Annotated in this window: 19 protein-coding genes, 1 pseudogene and 1 riboswitch; of the genes and pseudogenes, 17 read left to right on the top strand and 3 right to left on the bottom strand. The window is 46.4% G+C overall.

Going from position 1 to position 20,644, the window contains the following annotated elements; all coding sequences use genetic code 11:
- Window positions 1–62: 62 nt before the first annotated feature.
- Complete coding sequence (locus tag BM056_RS16555) at window positions 63–1,502, top strand: Na+/H+ antiporter NhaC family protein (protein ID WP_238456505.1); 1,440 nt, start codon at window positions 63–65, stop codon at window positions 1,500–1,502.
- A 274-nt stretch (window positions 1,503–1,776) separates the two neighbouring features.
- Here the strand turns inward: BM056_RS16555 and treY are convergent, their stop codons facing one another.
- A complete protein-coding gene (gene treY / locus BM056_RS16560; RefSeq protein ID WP_092472528.1) occupies window positions 1,777–4,746 on the bottom strand; it encodes a malto-oligosyltrehalose synthase in 2,970 nt (989 codons plus the stop codon).
- Window positions 4,747–4,989: 243 nt separating this feature from the next.
- Between treY and BM056_RS26550 the strand changes: the two are divergent.
- The 8 genes and pseudogenes from BM056_RS26550 to BM056_RS27515 form a co-directional block, all read left to right on the top strand.
- Window positions 4,990–5,472, top strand: a pseudogene (locus BM056_RS26550) (hypothetical protein); the annotation flags it as partial.
- A 118-nt stretch (window positions 5,473–5,590) separates the two neighbouring features.
- Window positions 5,591–5,676: riboswitch (cyclic di-GMP riboswitch) on the top strand.
- Window positions 5,677–5,739: 63 nt separating this feature from the next.
- A complete protein-coding gene (locus BM056_RS25675) occupies window positions 5,740–5,910 on the top strand; it encodes a DUF2292 domain-containing protein (protein ID WP_165613569.1) in 171 nt (56 codons plus the stop codon).
- A 347-nt stretch (window positions 5,911–6,257) separates the two neighbouring features.
- Window positions 6,258–8,033 (top strand): hypothetical protein, encoded by a 1,776-nt coding sequence (locus BM056_RS16570; protein WP_092472529.1) that lies wholly within the window; start codon window positions 6,258–6,260, stop codon window positions 8,031–8,033.
- Window positions 8,034–8,061: 28 nt separating this feature from the next.
- Window positions 8,062–8,919, top strand: coding sequence for a two-component system regulatory protein YycI (locus tag BM056_RS16575; protein WP_092472530.1), 858 nt, complete (start codon window positions 8,062–8,064; stop codon window positions 8,917–8,919).
- A gap of 432 nt (window positions 8,920–9,351) precedes the next feature.
- Window positions 9,352–9,498: a hypothetical protein gene (locus BM056_RS26305; RefSeq protein WP_165613570.1), complete on the top strand. Its 147-nt coding sequence runs from the start codon at window positions 9,352–9,354 to the stop codon at window positions 9,496–9,498.
- Window positions 9,499–9,624: 126 nt separating this feature from the next.
- A complete protein-coding gene (locus BM056_RS16580; RefSeq protein WP_092472531.1) occupies window positions 9,625–10,650 on the top strand; it encodes a hypothetical protein in 1,026 nt (341 codons plus the stop codon).
- 14 nt (window positions 10,651–10,664) lie between these two features.
- Window positions 10,665–11,102, top strand: a complete 438-nt coding sequence (locus BM056_RS16585) for a TIGR00366 family protein (protein WP_337833517.1) — start codon at window positions 10,665–10,667, stop codon at window positions 11,100–11,102.
- On the top strand, window positions 11,071–11,139 hold the full coding sequence (locus BM056_RS27515) for a hypothetical protein (protein ID WP_337833520.1): 69 nt from the start codon (window positions 11,071–11,073) through the stop codon (window positions 11,137–11,139). The genes BM056_RS16585 and BM056_RS27515 overlap by 32 nt, the downstream gene beginning before the upstream one ends.
- Window positions 11,140–11,210: 71 nt before the next feature.
- Here the strand turns inward: BM056_RS27515 and BM056_RS16590 are convergent, their stop codons facing one another.
- Entirely contained in the window at window positions 11,211–12,059 is an 849-nt protein-coding gene (locus BM056_RS16590) for a methyl-accepting chemotaxis protein (protein WP_092472532.1), read from the bottom strand.
- Window positions 12,060–12,630: 571 nt separating this feature from the next.
- Between BM056_RS16590 and BM056_RS16595 the strand changes: the two genes are divergently transcribed.
- The 3 genes from BM056_RS16595 to BM056_RS16605 are packed head-to-tail and all read left to right on the top strand — an operon-like array spanning window position 12,631 to window position 15,346.
- On the top strand, window positions 12,631–13,632 hold the full coding sequence (locus tag BM056_RS16595; RefSeq protein WP_435050975.1) for an ABC transporter substrate-binding protein: 1,002 nt from the start codon (window positions 12,631–12,633) through the stop codon (window positions 13,630–13,632).
- A 21-nt stretch (window positions 13,633–13,653) separates the two neighbouring features.
- The gene (locus tag BM056_RS16600; RefSeq protein WP_092472533.1) at window positions 13,654–14,565 is read left to right on the top strand and encodes an ABC transporter permease; all 912 of its coding nucleotides are present in this window, start codon (window positions 13,654–13,656) and stop codon (window positions 14,563–14,565) included.
- Window positions 14,552–15,346, top strand: a complete 795-nt coding sequence (locus BM056_RS16605; RefSeq protein WP_092472534.1) for an ABC transporter ATP-binding protein — start codon at window positions 14,552–14,554, stop codon at window positions 15,344–15,346. Before BM056_RS16600 ends, BM056_RS16605 begins: the two co-directional genes overlap by 14 nt.
- Window positions 15,347–15,567: 221 nt before the next feature.
- Here BM056_RS16605 and BM056_RS16610 read toward each other — a convergent pair whose 3' ends face one another.
- Window positions 15,568–16,371, bottom strand: a complete 804-nt coding sequence (locus tag BM056_RS16610) for an ankyrin repeat domain-containing protein (RefSeq protein ID WP_092472535.1) — start codon at window positions 16,369–16,371, stop codon at window positions 15,568–15,570.
- Between the two features lie 346 nt (window positions 16,372–16,717).
- Between BM056_RS16610 and BM056_RS16615 the strand changes: the two genes are divergently transcribed.
- The 5 genes from BM056_RS16615 (at window position 16,718) to BM056_RS16635 (ending at window position 20,624) form a co-directional block, all read left to right on the top strand.
- Window positions 16,718–17,143 carry a DUF134 domain-containing protein gene (locus BM056_RS16615; RefSeq protein WP_165613571.1) on the top strand — a complete coding sequence of 142 codons (426 nt, stop codon included), beginning with the start codon at window positions 16,718–16,720 and terminating at the stop codon, window positions 17,141–17,143.
- A 3-nt stretch (window positions 17,144–17,146) separates the two neighbouring features.
- On the top strand, window positions 17,147–17,512 hold the full coding sequence (locus tag BM056_RS16620; RefSeq protein WP_092472537.1) for a NifB/NifX family molybdenum-iron cluster-binding protein: 366 nt from the start codon (window positions 17,147–17,149) through the stop codon (window positions 17,510–17,512).
- 28 nt (window positions 17,513–17,540) lie between these two features.
- Window positions 17,541–17,864: a DUF5320 domain-containing protein gene (locus tag BM056_RS16625; protein WP_092472538.1), complete on the top strand. Its 324-nt coding sequence runs from the start codon at window positions 17,541–17,543 to the stop codon at window positions 17,862–17,864.
- 174 nt (window positions 17,865–18,038) lie between these two features.
- Window positions 18,039–18,515 carry an iron-sulfur cluster assembly scaffold protein gene (locus BM056_RS16630; protein WP_092472539.1) on the top strand — a complete coding sequence of 159 codons (477 nt, stop codon included), beginning with the start codon at window positions 18,039–18,041 and terminating at the stop codon, window positions 18,513–18,515.
- A 96-nt stretch (window positions 18,516–18,611) separates the two neighbouring features.
- Window positions 18,612–20,624 (top strand): magnesium chelatase subunit D family protein, encoded by a 2,013-nt coding sequence (locus BM056_RS16635; protein ID WP_092472540.1) that lies wholly within the window; start codon window positions 18,612–18,614, stop codon window positions 20,622–20,624.
- The last annotated feature ends 20 nt before the right edge of the window (window positions 20,625–20,644 follow it).

Below are 20,644 nucleotides of genomic sequence, written 5' to 3' on the forward strand. Positions count from 1 at the left end.
TTTAAATTATCTAAGGTATTTTACCACTTTTGACTAATTTAGCCAAGGGGGAGATTGCTGTTGTGGATAACAAAAATCTAAATATTCCACAAAAACCTGTTGTAGAAATGTTTGGAGGCTTTCTTGGTGGTTTACTACCGCTCATTATACTTGTAGGTATTTTAATTTGGCTCTCGGTAGCGGGTAGGGGCGGAACAATGCCTTTTTGGGCTGCGGGCTGGTTGGCCATTGTCGTTGGTCTGTTTATGGCAAAAAATAAAAGTGAGTATTCAAAATGTATCATTCGTGGATTAGGTGATAAGAATGGTTCTGTTATTATTGCGTGCTGGATTTTAGCGGGCGTTTTCGGTAAATTAATGGTAGCGGGCGGGCTTGTTGACGGATTATTATGGTTTGGCATAGAAGCCGGCACGCAAGGCGTGATATTTACTGTAATATCGTTTTTGTCAGCCATGCTTTTTGCCTTGGGTACGGGAACAAGTACAGGTACGGTAATATCCCTTGTACCGGTGCTATATCCCGCAGGGGTGTTTTTAGGGGCTGATCCTACCATGTTGGGGTTGGCTATTTTATCCGGCGCAGCATTCGGGGATAACTTGGCTCCAATTTCTGATACCACTATTGTTTCTGCATATACACAAGGTGCTGAAATGAGGGATGTCGTTAGAAGCCGTTTCCCGCTTTCAATTACAGCCGCTTTCCTTACGGTAGTTGTTCTTTTAATTGCCGGAGGCGGTGGAGAGACCAAATCGCTGCCGGAAATACAGGCTCAAATGGATGCTGCGGGGTTATTGATGTTAATAAGTTTTGCTGTTGTTGTTATCAGCGCTTTACTTGGCAAGCACATAATTGAATCATTAGTGTACGGTAACTTGGCAGCTGTTATACTTGGATTGATTAACGGACATTTAACGTTACAGAAAATATTTCACATTCCTACCGAAAGCGGTCAGTCCACCGGGTTAATTCAAGACGGTATATCAGGAGTGGTAGGAGCTATAATTTTTGCCCTACTGGTTCTTGCGGTTACGCAAGTGCTTGTTGAAAGCGGCGTTATGAATAGGGTTTTAAATTGGGCACAAAAAACGATAGCTAGAACAGTAAGACAAGCAGAATTAACAATTATAGGAATTACTATCTTATTTTCCATCCCCATTGCGGCAAATGCTCCTGCGGAACTATTGGTTGGCCCCTCAATTGTTAAGCCGCTGGGTGAAAAATTTAACCTTGCTTCGGCTAGAAGGGCAAACCTTATGGATTGTGCCGTGTGCAGTTTGTTCTTTACAATGCCCTGGCATATTGCTGTGGTAGTTTGGTATACCACTTTAACTACAGCGGCGGATGCATATGGTATATTTGCTCCTTCTATAACTTCAGCGTTTTATAATCCATATTCATGGATGCTGCTTGGGGTTTTGTTATTCTCGGCGATAACTGGTTGGAACAGGAAATATGCGAATAATGACCTTAAGGCAACTACCAGTTTAAAAGAAAGTGTTTAATTATAATTAGTTTCTTTGAATGCTCATTCTTCAATAGTATTAAATATTAGACTGATTTATAATTCCACCGGCTAAAAACTAGAAAACATAAGTAATGAACAAGAATAACCCCGGTATAATGAACGCCAGGGTTATTTTTGTAATTATTCCAACAATTAGTTTCAGAAGTTCCATATAAAGATAAACAGATAGAATCAACTCCACGAACGGAAAGGAAACCTACCCCGGAAGGTTCTGACGAAGGCGAACAATAATCAGAGGTAGCTCCGTAGTGCTAGGCTCCGGCCAGCAGTGCAACCGGGAAACTTTGCCATACCGCCGCCAGCGGCAGCACCTTGCTGCCCGGCGGTGCGTCCGCTTCCGGGCCGGCGGGCTCGGCGGTCAGGTTTTCCCCGGTCAGGATGTTCCGCCACATGCCGGGAGCTTCGTCAGGCAGCAGAAGCAAGTGGCCTCCCCAAACTTGCTCTCCCAGCGGCGGGTCCAGGGGGGGCGGTGCGCCCGCCGGCTTGCCTGTACCACCCCGGCCGCCGTTGCCCGTTCGGAACAACGCCAGCAGTCTGGGTACCACCACCAGGGCCCAGCTTTCACCGGTGCGCCTGGCGAAGGCGCAGATGTGTCCGGCCCCGGGACCGGCTGCCTCCACCGGGATGTACTCACCACCGGTAAATAGCCCGGGGTGGTTTCTGCGATAATGCAGGGCCCGGTAAGTCAGGAACAGCTTGACCCGCCCCTCTCGCCAGGATTCCAGCAGTTCCCGGGCCAGGGCGGTCAGGGCTGCTCTGCCGCCGGCTTCCCGCTCCCGGAGTTGGGCCAGCATAGCCGCCCGGGCACTAAAGTCCACCGGGCGCCGGTTGTCGGGGTCCACCAGGCTGAAGTCCCACAGCTCGGTGCCCCGGTAAAAGTCGGGCACTCCGGGGGAAGTTATCTTAAGCAGCACCTGGGCCAGCGAGCCCAGGGCGCCGTAATAGGCAGTGGTCGCCTGGAACCGGATAAAATCCTGCCGGAACGGATTGTCTCCGCCGGGGTCCAGGATGGACATGGCGAACTGCACCAACGCTTTTTCGTAGTCCTCGTCCGGCTGCTGCCAGTTAGTGTACCTCCCGGCTTCCCTGGCCGCTTTGACCAGATAATCCGCCAGTCGCTTTTTAAAACCGGGGACTTCATTTTCCCGGAGGGGCCAGGCGCCCACCAGGGTTTGGTAAATAAGCTGCTCCATGTTGCCGCCGGGTACCGGCCGGCTGTTCCACACCGATTTGTGCCTGTTGTTCCATTGGCGCCATTGTTCCAGGCGCCCGGCCCACAGGGTGGGGATTTCCGACAGCACGTTGATACGCGCCCGCACATCCTCGCTGCGTTTGGTGTCGTGGGTGGAGGTGGCGTTCATGGAATGGGGCAGGCGCTGCAGGCCGGCCCGGTTGCGGCGGTGGAATGCCGCCACGGATACCGGCGGGGCGTCGGGCTTGCCCCCCACTTCATTCAGGGAAACCAGCCGGTTATAGACGTACATGGCGCTGTCCTCCACCCCTTTGGCCATAACCGGGCCGGTAAACTGCTGCCAGCGCATCACAAAATGCAGCCAGTCCTGTTGCTGGTCCTGAGTTTGGTCGGGCGTGAATTCCAGCAGCAGCACCCGGCGCAGAAATTCGCAGGCCCGCTCTGCGCCGGGGTTCCGCCGGTGAACCAGGGCGACGGCTTTTTCTATGTACTCACGATCCCGGTCCGTCAGCGTCAAGTCCCGTAGGTAGGTCCGGTAGACGGGGAAACAGGCTATTACTTCCACCACGGCTTCCTCCAACTGGTCCAGGGCGAGGTCCCGTCCGTGCCGGTCCTGTTCCGCCAGGCGGCCCAGCTGTTCAGCCAGAGTACGCGTTTCGCTGTTGAACAGCCTTGCTATGGCCCGCTTTTTCAGTTGGTAAACCATCTTTTGAAAACTGTCCTCCGGAGCACCGTGGCGGCGGTAGATGCTGCCCAATTCGGTGAGACCTGCACCATGCACAAACAGCCCGTTAACCAGGTTGAGGAAGTCGTACCCGCTGGTGCCGTATACCGGCCAGCTTACGGGAAGTGCTTCATTAGTTGGGGACATTCCTCGACCCCCAAGTTCTGACCCCAAATCTGAAGTATGTCCCCTTTTCTTATGCCCCAGTATTTTTTCCGCGACCACGTAAAAACCGGGGTGCTCTCCCGTTTCGGTCAGGCGTTCCTGGAGCCGGCCCAGGTATGCCTCCGGGTCGTACAGGCCGTCGATGTGGTCAATGCGCAGTCCGGTCACCAGGCCGGCTTTGCACAGACGCAGCACCAGATCATGAGTTGCCTCAAAGACATGCTGATCCTCTGCATGCACCGACACCAGCTCGCTGATGCTGAAGAACCGCCGATAATTGATCTCCCGGTTCGCCGGCCGCCAGAAGGCCAGCAGGTAATGCTGCCCGGCCAGCAGCTTGTCCAGGCGAGTAAAGCTGCCCGGTTCCCCCTTTATTCCGTTAATTGCCTGTAAGGATTTATCAATTAAAAGCCTTGTTGCAGAATTGGTTTGGTAAAGCTGCCACAGCCGGCCCGTAATCTCCCGGAATGCCGCCGGGTAACCGGTGTCATGGCGGGGCGGCAGTTTGTCCAGGGCAGCCAGCAGTTCTTCAAGCTGTTGCGGTACGGGGTCCGGATCAGGCTGCCCGCCGGTTCCTGCAGGCCCAAGGCCCAGGATGTCGCGGTAGGAGTCGGGTCTGACAGGCACCGGATTCCCGCGGTAATGCACCCGGAAACCATCTTCCGCCAGCGCCAGGACGAGTTCCCCGTTTTCCAGCGCTTCGCCGTAAGGTGAAGCAATTATGGGGAGCAGCACCTTGCCGGCCAGACCCGGCCGGCCCGGCTGCCAGTCGATATCAAAATAGCCGGCATAGGGGGAATCAGGCCCATGCCGGAGCACATCCGCCCACCAACGGTTTTCGGCACTTGCAGCCATATGGTTGGGCACGATGTCCAGCAGTAGTCCCATATCCCGCTGCCGCAGGGCTTCGGTCAGCCCGGCGAAGGCTTCCTCCCCGCCCAGCTCCCGGTTCAGCCGGGTGGGGTCCACCACATCGTATCCGTAGCCGCTTCCCTGTCTGGCCTGCAGCAGAGGCGAGGCATAAAGGTCGGTCACGCCCAGATCGTGCAGATACGGCACCAGGTCCCGGGCCTCATGCAGGCTGAATTCACTGTTAAACTGGAGACGGTAGGTGGATGACGGGATGCGCAGGTTCGTCATCTTGGATTCCCCTTTCCATCTGTATAATTGGGATGCCATAATGCGCCAACTCATACCCGGGGCGCGGGGTTAATCTTGGATGCGCCTGCGGATGCGTTGCACTTGTGTTCACTGGGTATTTTGCGCACTTTTTAATTTTTTACCACTCCAAAGTAGAATAAGTAAGGAAGCAAAAGGAGGCAATGGGGAAGGAGAGTTTCCGTGGCGGGGAAGTATTGATAACAAAAGCGTGAAAGGGGGGGGGTTGCCATTGATGAAGACCACATTGGCCGCAAGTCCATGCAGCAGGGGAGGGAAATTGTGGGCGAGGGCTCCATGGTGCGGGGGGAAATAATGAATTGTGTGCACCCCATGGTGCGCGGTGGGGAAGTGGTTGGCTACACTTGGGCCAACGAGACTCTGGAGGACATTTACCGGCAAATTAGCCAGGGAGCCCAACGGATATTCTTTTCCCCCAATATACAGCCCATCCTTGGCCTTACCGGTCTGCTCCTATTCTGCTCTCAGGCCCTTTTGCTGAGCCGGAGTCCGGCTGGGCAGCTGACTTGGGCGGCGCTGCAAATGCAAAAGTATCTCAAAACTAGTAACCAGGCCATAGCACGCCCTGGAAAGTGCGGCTTTACCATTGTACCTAAGGAAAACATGCCCCAGAAGGTCTGTAAGGAATGCATCAACTGCCACGACTTCCCCAAATGCGAGGAAGTGGCTGTAATTAAGGACATATAGGTTTATGGATGATTATAATACAGGACGATACTACAAAAAAAACCAAAATAAGACATTGTTTTTACCTAAAATAAGGAAATACTTATATCATTTTTTATTGACATATGTTATAATCGTCACGAGAAAAAGGGAAACCTGCCGAAAGGTAAGGAAAAAAAACCATCTGCCTAAAGTTTTATAACCAAGATTGATCAGGTTGCCGAAAGTTATATTCATAAAAAAATCCCGCTTTAATCGGACAACCTCGGAAGAATGCGGGAGGTGGATATGACGGATACAAATAACGATAATCCCGACGCTGAAGGCATCATACCTGCAGAATACTTAAAAACAATAGTCAACTTTCTAAACAACGAAAAATACGGCATTATCAGCCTGGTTTTTCAAAAAGGTAAGATAGTCGGGTGCGATATTTTAGAAAAAAAGAGAGACTTTTAGCTGACCGCTAAACGGAGGCTAAGATATACGGAGAAGTATATCTTAGCCTTCTTTAATTTCAACTATTTATTTCTGTTAATGGAATAGAATATTTAAATATTTTTTAAAAATAATATTTAAATAAAAAATGACAAAGGAGGTGCTGATGATGGTTAAAAAAATGTGGGAGGTGAATATGAAAAAAATATCAGTTAATTAGCTACTCTGAGTATATCCTGTTTATAGGATTACAGATGCTAGCAATAAGCAACTTTTCAAACAATGAATTATTTAAGACACAGGATAATGTAAAATATGTAAAACATAGGCTGACATACTAAATTTTATTTAAAAGGGGGGGGTGTTTTTTGTTCCGTAATAAATACTTAACTTTTTTATTGACATTTGTATTTTTTACTAGCGCTCTATTCGGAAATGCTTCATTTGCCTCTGCTTATGAAGCTGGGGTATATTATACGGGTGAACATGATGATCAGGATGCCGAATTAGTTAACCACTACTTCGATATTTATTGGGGGTGGGACGTTGATTATATGACATCACATGTTGATGATATTACAGCATCTGATCTTTATGAAGCAGACTTCAATGATTTTGTGTACATCTCAGGCCATGGCTGGAAAGACCCGTGTAGAATACCGATATACGAAAATAACTTCTGGGGTTTTGATTATGATGAACCTTTATATGTACTTGAAGATGATGCTGAACATGATGACGGTAATGAAAATAATTTTATAGTTTACGATGACGAGTGGGAAAGATATCTTTATGAAACTAACACACGTTGGGGGAATGATGAAGAAGATGGGAATAGTGTTGAAGATCTTGAGTGGGCTGTTTTAGCTGCTTGCAGTCAATTAAGTTATGATTATGGTAATTATAAGGATTGGGCATTAGCAATGTGTGGAGAAGCTCGGATGCATTCTATTTGGGGCTATCCTAATACAGCACCGTCTGGAAGCAAAGATTATGATGTTATGCTTGATTTTGTGCTTGATTTGCAAGACGGTGAATCTATTTACAAATCATGGGAGAATGCCAATATTGATAATGAATGGTACGAATGGGCTGGTGTTTATCATACTGCTAATAAGTGGGATTGTTTATGGGGCTTTGGGGATGTAGAACCCGATACCGATAAAAATGATGAGGTAAATATTAATTATCGATGGTATGGAGGATTTAATAATGTTTATCCTGCTTCTGTCCAAACTAGCAGTAAAGTATTAAAAAACCAATATTCCGAAATAAACGTCAAAACAGCTATACCCGAGTACCCAGAGGAATTAAAGCCCTTGCTTGTTAAAAATGAGAAATTGCCTGATAATCAATTGGCTAAAGATTATGCAAAAATGAATGTAGCCAAAGCAGATTTTAAAATTAGACACGATGGTGCCAGATCTTACCGTGATGGTTCAAAGCTCTTTGAAATATACGATTCCGGCGCGATACGTTATCACACAGTTAGTGAAGCTGTTTATGGAGAACTTAGTAAAGATCCTGATGATGAGCAAATTAGTGAAGCTGGTGATGATGGGTCAATTAGTGAAAATTGTAATGATAATGAATCAGTTAGTAGCCAAGTTTACGATGATGAGGAAATATCATTTGATAAAGAAGAAGCAATTGCTCAGGCTAGGGAGTTTATTTCAAGTATTGGAGGAATGCCATCAGATGCCTTGGCAGAACCAGAAATATTTGTAGAAAAAGAGGTGGAACTAAACTTTGACGGCGGCCAAGAAAATGAGCGAATAGTAGAATACGGTATTGTATTCAGGCATGACTATGACTTACCTATACGGGGACAAGGAGATTATATAAGGGTATCTATAAATAATAATGGAGTAGATTCATTTTTTAAACATTGGAGCGAACCTATTGGTTTAGCAAAAAAATCTCAATCAATTGTACCACCTGAAACCATTTTAGAGGAAATTGAGAAAAATGTTCACAAGTATGTTAAACTGGATCAAAGTGTAGATATAACTAATATGCAATTAGTGTACTATAGCCAGTATCGTAATAAAAAACAGACAACACTGTATCCCGCCTGGGAAATTGAATTCGACAGAGGATATAAAATTTACGTTGATGCTTTTACCGGTAAGATTATTGATTGATTAATTAACGAAAGGCCGGGTGTGGGTTATGAGGAGATTGCTTGTTTATCTCTCTTTAATATTATTTGCTATAAGTATTTCTGGCTGTTCCAGTCAAGAACAAAGTGATGATATAACAATAGACAAGTCGGGCAAATTAAAATTTAAAATAATTGCAACTAAGCCCGATGATATACCGGAAGTAGTAACTCCTGTTAATGTGGAGGAAAAAAAAATCGATACACAACAACTTATAAACATGTTTTTTTCTCAAACCCCACCTGGCGATGTACATTACCAAAATAACAGGTATGAATCGATAGAAGATGACAAAGCTAAGCTTAGGGTTTATCCTAGTGGGGCTTTAAGGTATAGTTTAAAACCAAACGTACTTCCAGACGAAGAATCCGAACCACCTATAACATATTCCAAGGAAGAGGCTTTAAACAAAGCCGTCGACTATATTAAAAATCATGGCGGCCTTCCCGATCAGTACGAAACCAGAGTGTCGAGCACTCAAGGGATTAGTCCATTATATGTGGTTACTCTCAAGCATAAACCTATAAATGGATTGCCAGTTACCGGGGTGGAAAAAATTGAAGTAGTCCTTGATAGTCAAGGTGTGAGGGAATATTTCTATGGTTGGCGCGAACCGATAAATGTTGATAATACAGAAGAGCATCAGCCTATATCTTTCGAGAAAGCCATTGACATTTTTTTAGATAATATTTATGGGAATGTTTGTAGACTTAATAGTAATACTATATATACATTGTCAGGAGGGCGACTAGTTTATCATACTCCTCTTATTGTTAAATCTCATAATAAATGGATTCCTGCCTGGGAATTTAAAATTGATGGAACTACTGAAGTATATGTTAATGCAATAAACGGAGAATTATTTTGAGCTTATTAAATTTACCTAAAAAACATAGGCCAAATCAACTGGTATAAGTATAACCCGGTTGAACTGGTCTATGTTTTTATATGAACATAAACTCGTACCTCCGAGTCCACCGGTTCGGCACGAAGTCTATCATATCTTCATTCTGCATATCCTCAATCAAGCACAAAGGTTAAATAACAGGAGCAGCGGGTACCAGAAGGTCTGCTACTATATCAAGCTGCTCGCTAACATAGGTGAGGAGTAGCATGTGCGCCAGGTGATTGCCAATCTTCGGGCAACCTATCCAAGGAGACCGGCTTTCCGGGGAGGTGGCCGCGCGATTGTGAGTTCTCCCATGGGATTATCCGCCGGAGCATTGTTCCGGGTGTACTTGATCCGGCTATTCTAATATTGTCAAATGTATAGCCAGAGTTCATTCCCTGGTTGTACGTCTTGGAATTTCACGACCCGGCAGCATTTTACCTGGCGATAATTGGTCCCTTGGTCTCTTCAGCCGGAACGAGAGAATTTTGGGGAGGTACTGGCTTATCAACTGAAGAAGGATATGATGAAAACGAGATGCAATACGGTATGCGATAGTCGTGCGGATGATTATATTTGGGGGTTATGGAGATGTTGCTTCTGACCCAGACCCTTACTCAGATAATCCAGGAGATTATTACAAGCTGAATTGGGATTAAAAATATACTGAGAGGAGTTTTGATAATGCTTAAGACTAAAAAAACACTGTTTGTCGCTTTAATTACATGTCTTGTCCTAGTGTTCGCAATTACATCATTTTCCATTGCAAATAATACTGAAGATAACTTAGGTAAGCTAGAAATGAATCCTTTACCTAAAACAGGCTCAAACGGTTGTTTCAAAGAGCTAAATATAAATTGCTCCATTCCCCAAACGCCTTCTGAAATGAAGGTGTATATAGTAAAGGATGCAAAATTATCTAAAGATGATATGAAAAAGTATACGTCTAATTTGGGTATAAACGGTGATATTAAAGAAAATGATGGAAAATATGCAGTAATTGATGCTGTTTATGGAACAACAAGTTTTACTTTAGATAAAAAAACAGGCTCTTTTAATTATTATACTAAAGAACTCGCTGATGCTATCAAGCCTATAAACAACCTTCTTACTGATGAAGAATATAAAGATATTGCCGAGAAGTTCCTTAAAGAAAAAGGGTTGATGAAAGAAGGAGCGTATTATAGAAAAACCCTTCGTCATACTATCGGAAAAACAAACCAACCCGAGCAGGTATGCCTTGTTGAAGCCGTTTTTACTAGAGACTTAAATGAAATCCCGTGGACTGGCGTTGGTCCCAAAATGTCTGTTTACTTTGGTGATAATGGCAAAATTATTGGAGCCGCCTCTGTTTGGCGCGATATAGAAGAGTTTGAGGATTATCCTTTAATTTCACCCCAACAGGCAATGGAGCAAATAACCAAGGGTAACGCCACTGTCTACCTGGAAAATGTTCCCGAAGCAACTGGTGAGATAGAAAATATAGAGTTAATATATCTCAACAGATCTTTAGGATATAATCAAAAATATGTTATTCCGCATTACATGCTTCAAGGGCACACCCCCGACGGGCATAAGTTCAAAGCAATAACAAGGGCAATTCCTCAACAATTAATTTCAGAAGTTCCATATAAAGATATAAAGGTAGAATCAACTCCACGAACGGAAAGGAAACTTACCCCGGATGGTTCTGATGAGGATGAACAATAACGGGAGGTAGCATTATGATATATTACCAAGACATGGCGCTATCCCTGCTGGCAGGTATCATGGGACTGGTGTTTATCATCTGGTATTTTGCCACCAAGGGCTTTGCTCTTAATCTGGATATTGTCAACTTTATTTTCCTGTTCCTGGCCATCCTTTTCCACGGTAAGCCCAGGAATTTCTTAAATGCTCTGGGTGAGGCGGTGAAGGGAGCGGGGGGCATTATCCACCTTTTCGTCCCCTCCGGCGGAGGCCAGTGGGCGGTACAGGCGCCGGTAATGATTCCCGCCAGCCTCCAGTTGGGGGTGCCGGTGGCCAAAACCGCTATGGCGGTGGCCTGGGGCGACGCCTGGACGAATATGATTCAGCCATTCTGGGCTCTTGCCCGCCCTGGGTATTGCGGGGCTGGGATCCAGGGACATCATGGGCTATTGTATGGTGGCACTCCTTTTTAGCGGCATTGTGGTGTCATTGTGCCTGGTATTTATCTAACTGATTTAAAGGGGAGGTTCCCCGCGGGGCCTCCCCTTAGTAACTTGCTCCGGAAGTGTTTTCTTCACCCGTTACTGCATAGCTGCCAGTTTTCTGGAAAACTCATTCATGTCATCTGCCAGCCGGCCTAATTGGGAAACCGCGTAAGCCACCTGCTGCGCGGCGGAAACTTGTTTTTCCGTTAATTTATTGTTTTCTTCAATGCTATAAATGATACTTCCAACAGAATGCTCCAGGTTCTTCATAATGGTGGCAATATTCTTCACGGATGTGGCGCTGTGCTCCGCCAGTTTTCTGACTTCTTCCGACACCACGCCGAAACCCCTGCCGAACTCTCCTGCCCGGGCCGCTTCAATCGCTGCGTTAATCCCAAGCAGCTTGGTTTGATCCGCCACCTTGCGCGTAAAATCCAATACTTCACCGGTATCATTTAAATGCTTTTTAACTTCCGTAACCGAAGTATAAAGAGTCTCTCCGTATCTTTTAATGAAATCCGATACTTCGTTGATAATATCCGGCACCTGCTCAACCGCCGTACTTAATTGTCTTCCGATGCCGGCCAGTTCCTGTGCCTGGTCGTTGATTTCACTCAACATCCGGTCTTTTTGCTCGGCCAGAAACCACATTAATCGTGCAACCTTGGGCTCAACCAAAAGGCATTCCTTGGGCTTGTCTTCGATGATTTTGTCCCGGACTATCTCTGAGCCGGTAACATCGATAATGACTTCCAGGCCGGGCTGCTTCAGCAACTCAGTGAAATCAGTATAAACAGGTACTCCTATCTCACTGGCGAACTGCATACCCATAGCGTTTATATTCACATCTGCGATTCCCACCAACCGGACATCTTGTATACTCTGAAACACTCTCAATATGGAGGCGCCGCCTTTGCCGCCACCCACGATCCCAACTGTAATCATATATACCACCTTGTAATAGGTTTAATTTTCCTATTTCCGTTTTGGAAATTTATATTTTGCAATATTCTTGCCCGACATTAAAACTCCTTCTTTCATTCCGGCACAGAACTGCCATTGCCTGAAGTTTTCGCTTATTTATTCGCAGCTAGGTCTCAAGCCGGGGTGGTCCATTTTAGTACATTGTTCTGTTTTGTAACAGGTCACAAGAAAATGTTGTACCTCCTCTTTAGGGAATAGCTTTGGGGTCGGAGGAATGTCCCCAATAACTCCGTTAAAGTGGTGTCTGGTATGATAACGAGTGGGGTTATTCCAATTGCGTACTGGATTTGACCCTGGTGGTTGCCGAAAAGGGGCTGTAACGAAAATTTTACCTAAAATTGTGTTGTTATGGAGTTTCCTAATATAATTGACATACTATTGCTAGTAAGGTAGCATAAAGTAAGTAGGACGGCAGAACGGCACGGATTTGGCAATAATTACGATATTTGACCATATTAGGTGTTTAATTAACTCATCATAAAAAGTGCTGTGCCGTCTATAAATATTTTTAAATTTATAGGAGGTGCGGTTTTTGAAAAAGTTTTGGGGCGGCCTGTTGATTCTGTGTATGTTTTTAGCCCTTGCGGGCTGCGGAAGCGGGCAAAGCAATGAGAGTACGGAACAGAGTCAGGGTGAAAGCAAGCAGGTGCAGCTGGGAATTATTCAAATAGTTGAGCATCCGGCGTTGGACGCAGCCAGGCAGGGTTTTTTGGATACACTGGCCAAGAACGGTTATGAGGAAGGTAACAATATTGTAGTTGATTATCAAAATGCCCAGGGCGATCAGCCTACCCTGCAATCTATCGCCGGCAAGTTTGTCCAGGATAAAAAAGATCTGGTGCTGGCCATAGCCACACCTTCAGCCATGGCCATGGCACAAGAAACCAAGGATATACCCATATTGATTACGGCCGTTACCGACCCGGTGGAGGCCAAGCTTGTAAACAGTCTGGATAAACCGGAGACCAATGTTACCGGAACTACCGACATGAATCCGGTGGACAAACAGCTTGAACTGGTTAAAGATTTAGTGCCGGATGCCAAAAATGTTGGTATTATTTACAATTCCAGTGAAATAAATTCTCAGGTGCAGGTAAACATCGCCCGCGAGGTGGCGCCTGAATTAGGCCTGGCCTTGCAGGAGGCAACTGTTACCGCCAGCAACGAGGTGATGCAGGCGGCCCAATCGTTGGTTGGAAAAGTGGACGCTATTTACCTGCCCACAGATAATATGGTTATTTCGTCTTTACCCGCTGTGCTTCAGGTGGCGGAAGAAAATAAAATTCCGGTTATCGCCGGTGAAAGTAATTCAGTTGAAGAGGGAGCGTTGGCTACAGTTGGTATAGATTACTACAAGCTGGGCGAACAAACCGGAGAAATTGCTTTAAGAGTTTTACAGGGTGAAAAACCTCAGGATATGGCGGTGGAATCACAAAAGGACAAAAATATAGTAATTAATTTAAAGGCTGCTGAAAGAATGGGAGTTACTGTTTCAGAAGATTTCAAAGCAAAAGCTTCTCGCGTTATAGAATAAAAGTTTTATTCGGAGGATAGTATGGCGGCATTTTTAGTAGGGCCTCTTGAATTAGGCTTGCTGTGGGGCGTTATGGTTTTAGGGGTATACCTGACCTTTCGCATACTGGATTTTCCGGATCTGACCGTTGATGGCAGCTTTACCCTGGGGGCGGCGGTGGCTGCTCATATGATCATTACCGGTTACGATCCCTGGCTGGGTACCCTGCTGGCTATATTATGCGGTGCGATAGCAGGCTCAGTTACCGGCTTTTTGCATACCCAGCTTAAAATTACACCTTTGCTGGCGGGAATACTCTCCATGATTGCCCTGTACTCCGTGAATCTGAGGATTATGGGCAAATCCATGATTTCCCTGCTAAGAATGGATACCATTTTCACCAATATTGTTGATTTGGGGGTAAGCAAGCAATTAAGCGTGCTGATTTTAGGTTTGGCGGCCGTGATAGTTGTAATTTTTTTGTTGTATCTGTTTTTGGAAACGGAATTGGGACTGGCCTTGCGTGCCACCGGGGATAACGAGCAGATGATTCGCAGCCTTGGTGTGAACACCAATACCATGAAAGTTATCGGACTTAGTTTAAGCAACGCCCTGATTGCCTTTTCCGGGGCCATGATTGCGCAAAAACAAGGATTTGCAGATGTAGGTATGGGTATAGGAATGATTATTGTAGGTTTGGCTTCGGTAATTATCGGTGAAGTATTAATTGGGAACAATACTTTGCTCAAGTGCCTGACAGCCGTGGTTATAGGTTCCATTGTTTACAGGTTGGTTATTGCCGTAGTTCTGCAGTTGGGATTGGCCCCGACAGATCTTAAGCTCTTTACAGCAGTGCTGGTGGCGTTAGCGTTATCGTCACCCGTATTGAAATCATTAATTGCCGGCAGTACCGGTGTCGCACGGGGAAAAGGTGAAAAAAATGCTGGTTGTTGAATCCATTAGTAAAACATTCAACCCGGGAGGGGTAAACGAGCGGATAGCTTTACAGGAGATATCCCTGCATTTGAAGCCCGGTGAAGTCGTAACCATCATTGGGGGCAACGGGGCCGGCAAATCTACACTGCTTAACGCTGTAGCCGGAGTGGTGCCTGTCGACCGGGGCCGGATTATCCTGGACGGCCAAGAGATCCACTGCCAAAGGGAACACATCCGGGCGGGATGTATAGGCCGTGTATTTCAGGACCCGATGATGGGAACTGCCGCGTCTATGACCATAGAAGAAAATCTTTCTCTGGCCATGCGCAGGGGAAAACCCAAAAAACTGCGGCGGGGGGTCACCCGTAAAGAGCGTCAGCATTTTAAAGATCGTTTGGAACTATTGGACCTCGGGCTGGAAGACAGGTTGACAACCAAGGTGGGATTATTATCAGGAGGACAGCGTCAGGCTCTGACGCTGCTTATGGCCACTATTGCCATGCCGCGCCTGCTGTTGCTTGACGAGCATACAGCCGCCCTGGACCCCAAAACAGCTGAAAAAGTGCTGCAGCTTTCGAGGACAATTGTGGAAGAAAACAAGCTCACAACGATGATGGTAACCCACAATATGGAACAGGCGCTTTCCTTTGGTGACCGGACGTTAATGCTGCATGACGGTAAAATTTTGCTGGATCTGGGCGGAAGCCGGAGGAAAAAGACCACAGTGTCCGATTTGCTGGCTATGTTTGAAAAAGCCAGCGGCAAAGTACTTGGCAATGACCGCATGCTGTTAAATTAATCCAGTGATCAATTAGATCAATTGCCACAGCCTAAACCTTTGTTATAAGGGGTTTAGGCTGTTTAATCTTGAGCAGTGAACTCGTTTAGCTAAAGCTAAACATCGGGGCTTCAGATGGGGATTCTACCCCGCCTGAAGTAAAAATAGGAACTCCTACTTATAGAAGTGGGAGTCTTGGAATTAGATAAAAACAGGGCCTTACTTTGGGTAAGGCGATTAACTCAACTATTTTCTTGGCGTTTCTTTTCCAAAATCTGTATGACGGCTTCATGGTTTCCTTCCCGGGCCAGGGATAACGCTGTCAGCCCGCTTTCGCTCCGCATATCGGGATCGCTGCCGGCAGCGAGCAGCATCTTGACAGTCAGTGCGTGTCCCATGTATGCGGCGATCATCAGCGCCGTTATACCATCATGGCTGCTGGCATTTAAGCCGGCGCCTTTGTCCAGCAGCATCCGTACTACATCCGCATGGCCGTTCCTGGCTGCCAGCATTAGGGCCGTTGCTCCATACATGTCTGTGGCATTGGGGTCCATTTTTTCATTTAGAAATACCTGTACCATGGTGTTGATCCCTTCCTGGCAGCACTTCAAAAAATCTTCTTTATTAAATTTATATGTCAGAACAGTATCTCCCATATTTACCAGGCCACCTTGAACCACCCGCCCAAAGCGGCCTTCGCGGCTGACGATGTAAGGGCGCCCGTGCTCCTTAAATTCGTCCTTGCCCAGATGTAAAATTTTAATTACAGCCTCACCAATGCTGACAAAATTCCCAACGGCCAGTTCAGACAATTCAACGCCGGCAATAGTTAAATTTTCAGTATAGCCACCGCTTAATACCTCTTCTTTTTTTTCCGGAGGCACTTTTTCCAGGCACTCAACCGGAAAAATGCTCACCTGTCTGTCCCAGTCGCCACCATGGGCGTCCCCCTTCAGACCCCACCCTTCAACAATTTCAACTTGTTCAACACTGGTTTTGGCAATTCCTTTAACCTTACTTACATTTATAGCAAGAACTTTTCCCATTACAATTCCTTTCGTATTGATAATTTATTTCTAAAGTTTTTTCGAACAGTTGCCCACATTGTACACCCGATAAATTTTTACTGTCAATTCAAAAAAAGTTTTATCTCGTTAACCGCCGCTAAGACTCCCGCCTCTGTAGGCGGGAGTTAAGCGGCGATAAACTCGAAATAAGTGCGACTAAGGTTCAGGTGTAAAACCCCACCTGAACCAAGTCTTCTTTACCATACGCTAATAAATTTAAAAAATTATTTAAAGTTACTTGACATATGTTCAAAATAACCATAGAATAATGTTAAATTAAGTTATGGGTATATATTTAAAACATTGGAAGGGGGATAGTTGGACTGTGCCACGTCCACGTAAAAGAAGGCGAGTAGGCTTATTGCCAAGGGTAACTAATTTTCAGCCGGTTGGCCTTGGTGAACAGGCGCAAGTAGAGTTAATTACTTTTGATGAAATCGAAGCCTTGCGGCTAAAAGACCTTGATGGATTGGACCAGGATGCCTGTGCTGTAGAAATGGGCGTTGCGCAGAGTACATTTCAAAGGATCTTAACCTCAGCCAGACGGAAATTAAGTCGCGCTATTTTGGAAGGTAAGGCTATTCATATTGAAGGCGGAGATTACCATCTTGTCCCACACCAAGTGGAATGTAATGATTGCGGATTTGGTTGGCTGAATGACAGCCGGCTTGACCCGGGGAATCAGTACAATTGTCCCAGGTGCGGCGGGAAAGGACGAAGAGGTCGAAAAAGAGGAAATTGGGAGGAATAAAAGATGAAAGTTGCCATCGCTGTTGATGAAGGCTCTGTGGCCCAACATTTTGGTAAATGTCAGGAATATGCTATCTTTGACGTTTTAGAAGGACGGATTGCAAACCTTAAATATGTTGCCAACCCGGGGCACAAGCCTGGTTTTTTACCACCATACCTAAAGGGTTTAAATGTGGATTGCATAATTGCAGGCGGTATGGGTCAAAAAGCCCTGACCTTGTTTGCGGAGAACAATATCACGCCTATCTTAGGGGTATCCGGGCAGGTTAACCAGGTTATCGATGATTTTGTGCAGGGCAAGATTGAATCGGGAGTAAGTCTATGTACTCATCCCGACGGCCAGCATGATGGTTGTGACGGACACTGCTAATCGTTAAATATGGGGGGAGGTGAATCCTATGCCAAGAGGAAATGGTTTCAGAGGAGCAGGTATGTGGAGTAATGGCTATGGTTATGCCAATAGCTATGGCTATGGTTATGGCTGCGGACCCGGAGGTAATTTCGGACCCAATTGCCGTATGTATCCATCTCTGCCTCGCCGCTGGTGGGCAACCGGCGAATACCAGGGGCCGCAAAATACTTTATATCCACCGCAATTTGCCGGAATTACCTCAGAAAATGAATTATTGCAAGCCCAGGCTCAATTTTTAAAAAAACAGCTGGGTGAAATTGAAAAACGCCTGGAAGCAATGGGGAAGAAGGTAGTCAACAGTAAGGAATGAATACGGCTTAGCAGCTTATAAAAAACCAATATTCATTAAACAAGTCGCCCAATAAAAACGGCGGCTTGTTTAATGTTGCATTTTATCTGCAAAACCTAAACCAATGATAAATAATGATTAGATTACAAAATTTATGATGATAAATTAATAATTATTGCAGAGGAGAAGATGTTGATGAGCACATTGGAGTATAACGAGTTAACCATGGAGCATTTTGAAAACCCTCGTAATGTCGGGGTGGTTAAGGATGGAAACGGGTATGGTAAGATTGGTGAGCCAGGGTGTGGCGATATATGTGAAATCACCGTGCGCATTGAAAATAACATCATCGAAGATATAAAATTTAGAGTTTACGGGTGTGCCGGCGCCATAGCAACCTCCAGTGTGGTTACCGAAATAGCCAAAGGGAAAAGCATGGATTTGGCGTTACAATTGAACGATGATGATGTTGTGGATTACCTTGGCGGGCTGCCGGAAGGGAAAAAGCATTGTTCATTACTGGCTATCAAGGCAATGCAGCAAGCAATTTACGACTATTTGTTAAACAAGCGTTTGGCACAAGAAGGTCAGATAAGCACAAGAACTCAATTTGACCGGTTGGCTGAAGAAACGCTGCAAGAAATTCTACGTAGGGCGCAAAGTAAGGAGTAAAATTAATTGACATTATTTCATAATAGTTTTAAACTATCGTAAAATAATAACCAAATTAAGGATAGCGTTGGCGAGACGCCTAACCGGAGGTTGTTCATGGCATGCAAGGAACGGGTTATTTATCCTTTTTCAGCAATTGTCGGGCAGGAAAAAATGATGACCGGGCTTATTTTGCTTGCAATAAACCCCAAACTGGGCGGTATTTTAATCCAGGGGGAAAGGGGTACGGCCAAGTCCACTGCAGTGCGCGGACTGGCTGCGTTGCTTCCCGGGATAGAGGTGGTCCGGTACTGCCGTTTTAGCTGTGATCCGGGTGAACACAACAGACTTTGCCATGATTGCCGGGAAGCTGTTTTAAAGGGAGACCGCCTGCCGAAGATGCTTCGACAAGTGCGGGTTGTCGAGTTGCCTTTAGCGGTTACAGAAGACCGGTTGGTGGGAAGTCTGGATCTGGAGCAGGCTGTCAGTCTGGGCAGGCGCAAATTTGAACCCGGTCTTCTGGCCAGGGCCAACCGTGGAATTATTTATATTGATGAAGTAAACCTGTTAGATTACCATCTGGTAAATACTCTATTGGATGTGGCGGCAACGGGGATTAATGTCGTTGAGCGGGAGGGTATCTCCTACACCCATTGGGCGCAGCTCGTCATTGTCGGAACCATGAACCAGGAAGAAGGCGAATTGCGCCCGCAATTAACGGATCGTTTTGGCCTGTGTGTAAAAACTGAGGGAGTTAAGGATCCTGCCTTGCGGGTGCAAATAATTAAACGCAGAGAAAGCTTTGAGGCCGATCCCCGGGGTTTTCTCCGGAGCTGGGCGGCGGCGGAGGAGAGCATCAGGAAACGTATTTTAATTGCCAGGGAATTGCTGCCCGAAGTAAGCATTTCCGTTCAGTTAACTGACTTGATCGTCAAGTTAAGCCTAAACAGCATGACTGCCGGGCACCGCGCCGATATTTTAATGGCGGCGGCAGCCGGCGCCGTGGCGGCCTGGAACGGGCGAACGGAAGTAATTGGGCAGGATGTATTTGAAGCGGCGGAATTAGTTCTCAGGCATCGTGGCCGGGAAGCAACGAATTTAAATTCCCAAAGCGGTACGGGAAACGCGGAACATGGATACAAGGCAGCCGCGCAGGGTCGGCAAGACCGCAGGCCGCCTGGCTTTTCCCCTCCCCCGGGGGCAAATTTAAGCTGTCCGGCCGGTGACCTTACCGGCCGGAGCTCACAGTTAAACGGGCTTGAAAATGCCCGGGCTCCAAGGCTGCACAGAATGGTACAAAACTTAATTCAACCCTTTGCAGTAAGAAAAATCACTCCAGTGCGTGACCGTATGATGCGTAATGGGTCAGGGCGGCGGTTAACCACCATAACGCTGTCCAAGTCGGGCCGTTATGTGCGCAGCACCATGCAGCGCAGAAACAACGACCTGGCTTTGGATGCTACCGTGAGGGCGGCGGCACCTTGCCAAAAGTACCGGTTACGGGAAAAAAAGGCTATTGCCATAGAGCCAATTGATATTCGTGAAAAAATTAGGGAAAAGCGGGTCAACAACCTGCTGCTGTTTGTTGTGGACGCCAGCGGCTCCATGGGGGCGCAGCGGCGCATGGTGGAGACTAAAACAGCTGTTTTATCGCTGCTGCATGACGCATATCAAAAAAGAGATAAGATTGGCATGGTGGCTTTTCGGGACAACACGGCTGATATTTTGCTTCCTCCCACCAACAGTGTGGAGCTGGGACAAAAGCTTCTTGGTGAACTGCCGGTGGGGGGCATGACACCCCTTTCGGCAGGCCTGCTGAAAGCCTATGAAGTCGCTAAAGCCAGTTTAAGAAAAAACTCTTATTTATCCCCGTTGTTGATTATTATTACCGACGGTAAGGGCAATGTCAGCATGGACAAAGAAAAACCCCTGGTAGAAGCGCTCAACGTGGCTCAATTAATTGCCGGTGAGAACAGGATTAAGACTATGGTTATAGATGTTGAAAGAGTAAACCGGGTTTCTTTCGGAGTGGCGCAGGTGATGGCGAATATCATGGGCGCGTATTATTTTAAAATAGATGAGCTTAAATCTCAGGAATTAGTCCGGGCCGTAAAGTTCGCGCGGAGTTGATGAATACTTAAATAGATAAA

It is taken from the genome of Desulfotruncus arcticus DSM 17038, assembly GCF_900113335.1.
Lineage (GTDB): Bacteria > Bacillota > Desulfotomaculia > Desulfotomaculales > Desulfallaceae > Desulfotruncus > Desulfotruncus arcticus.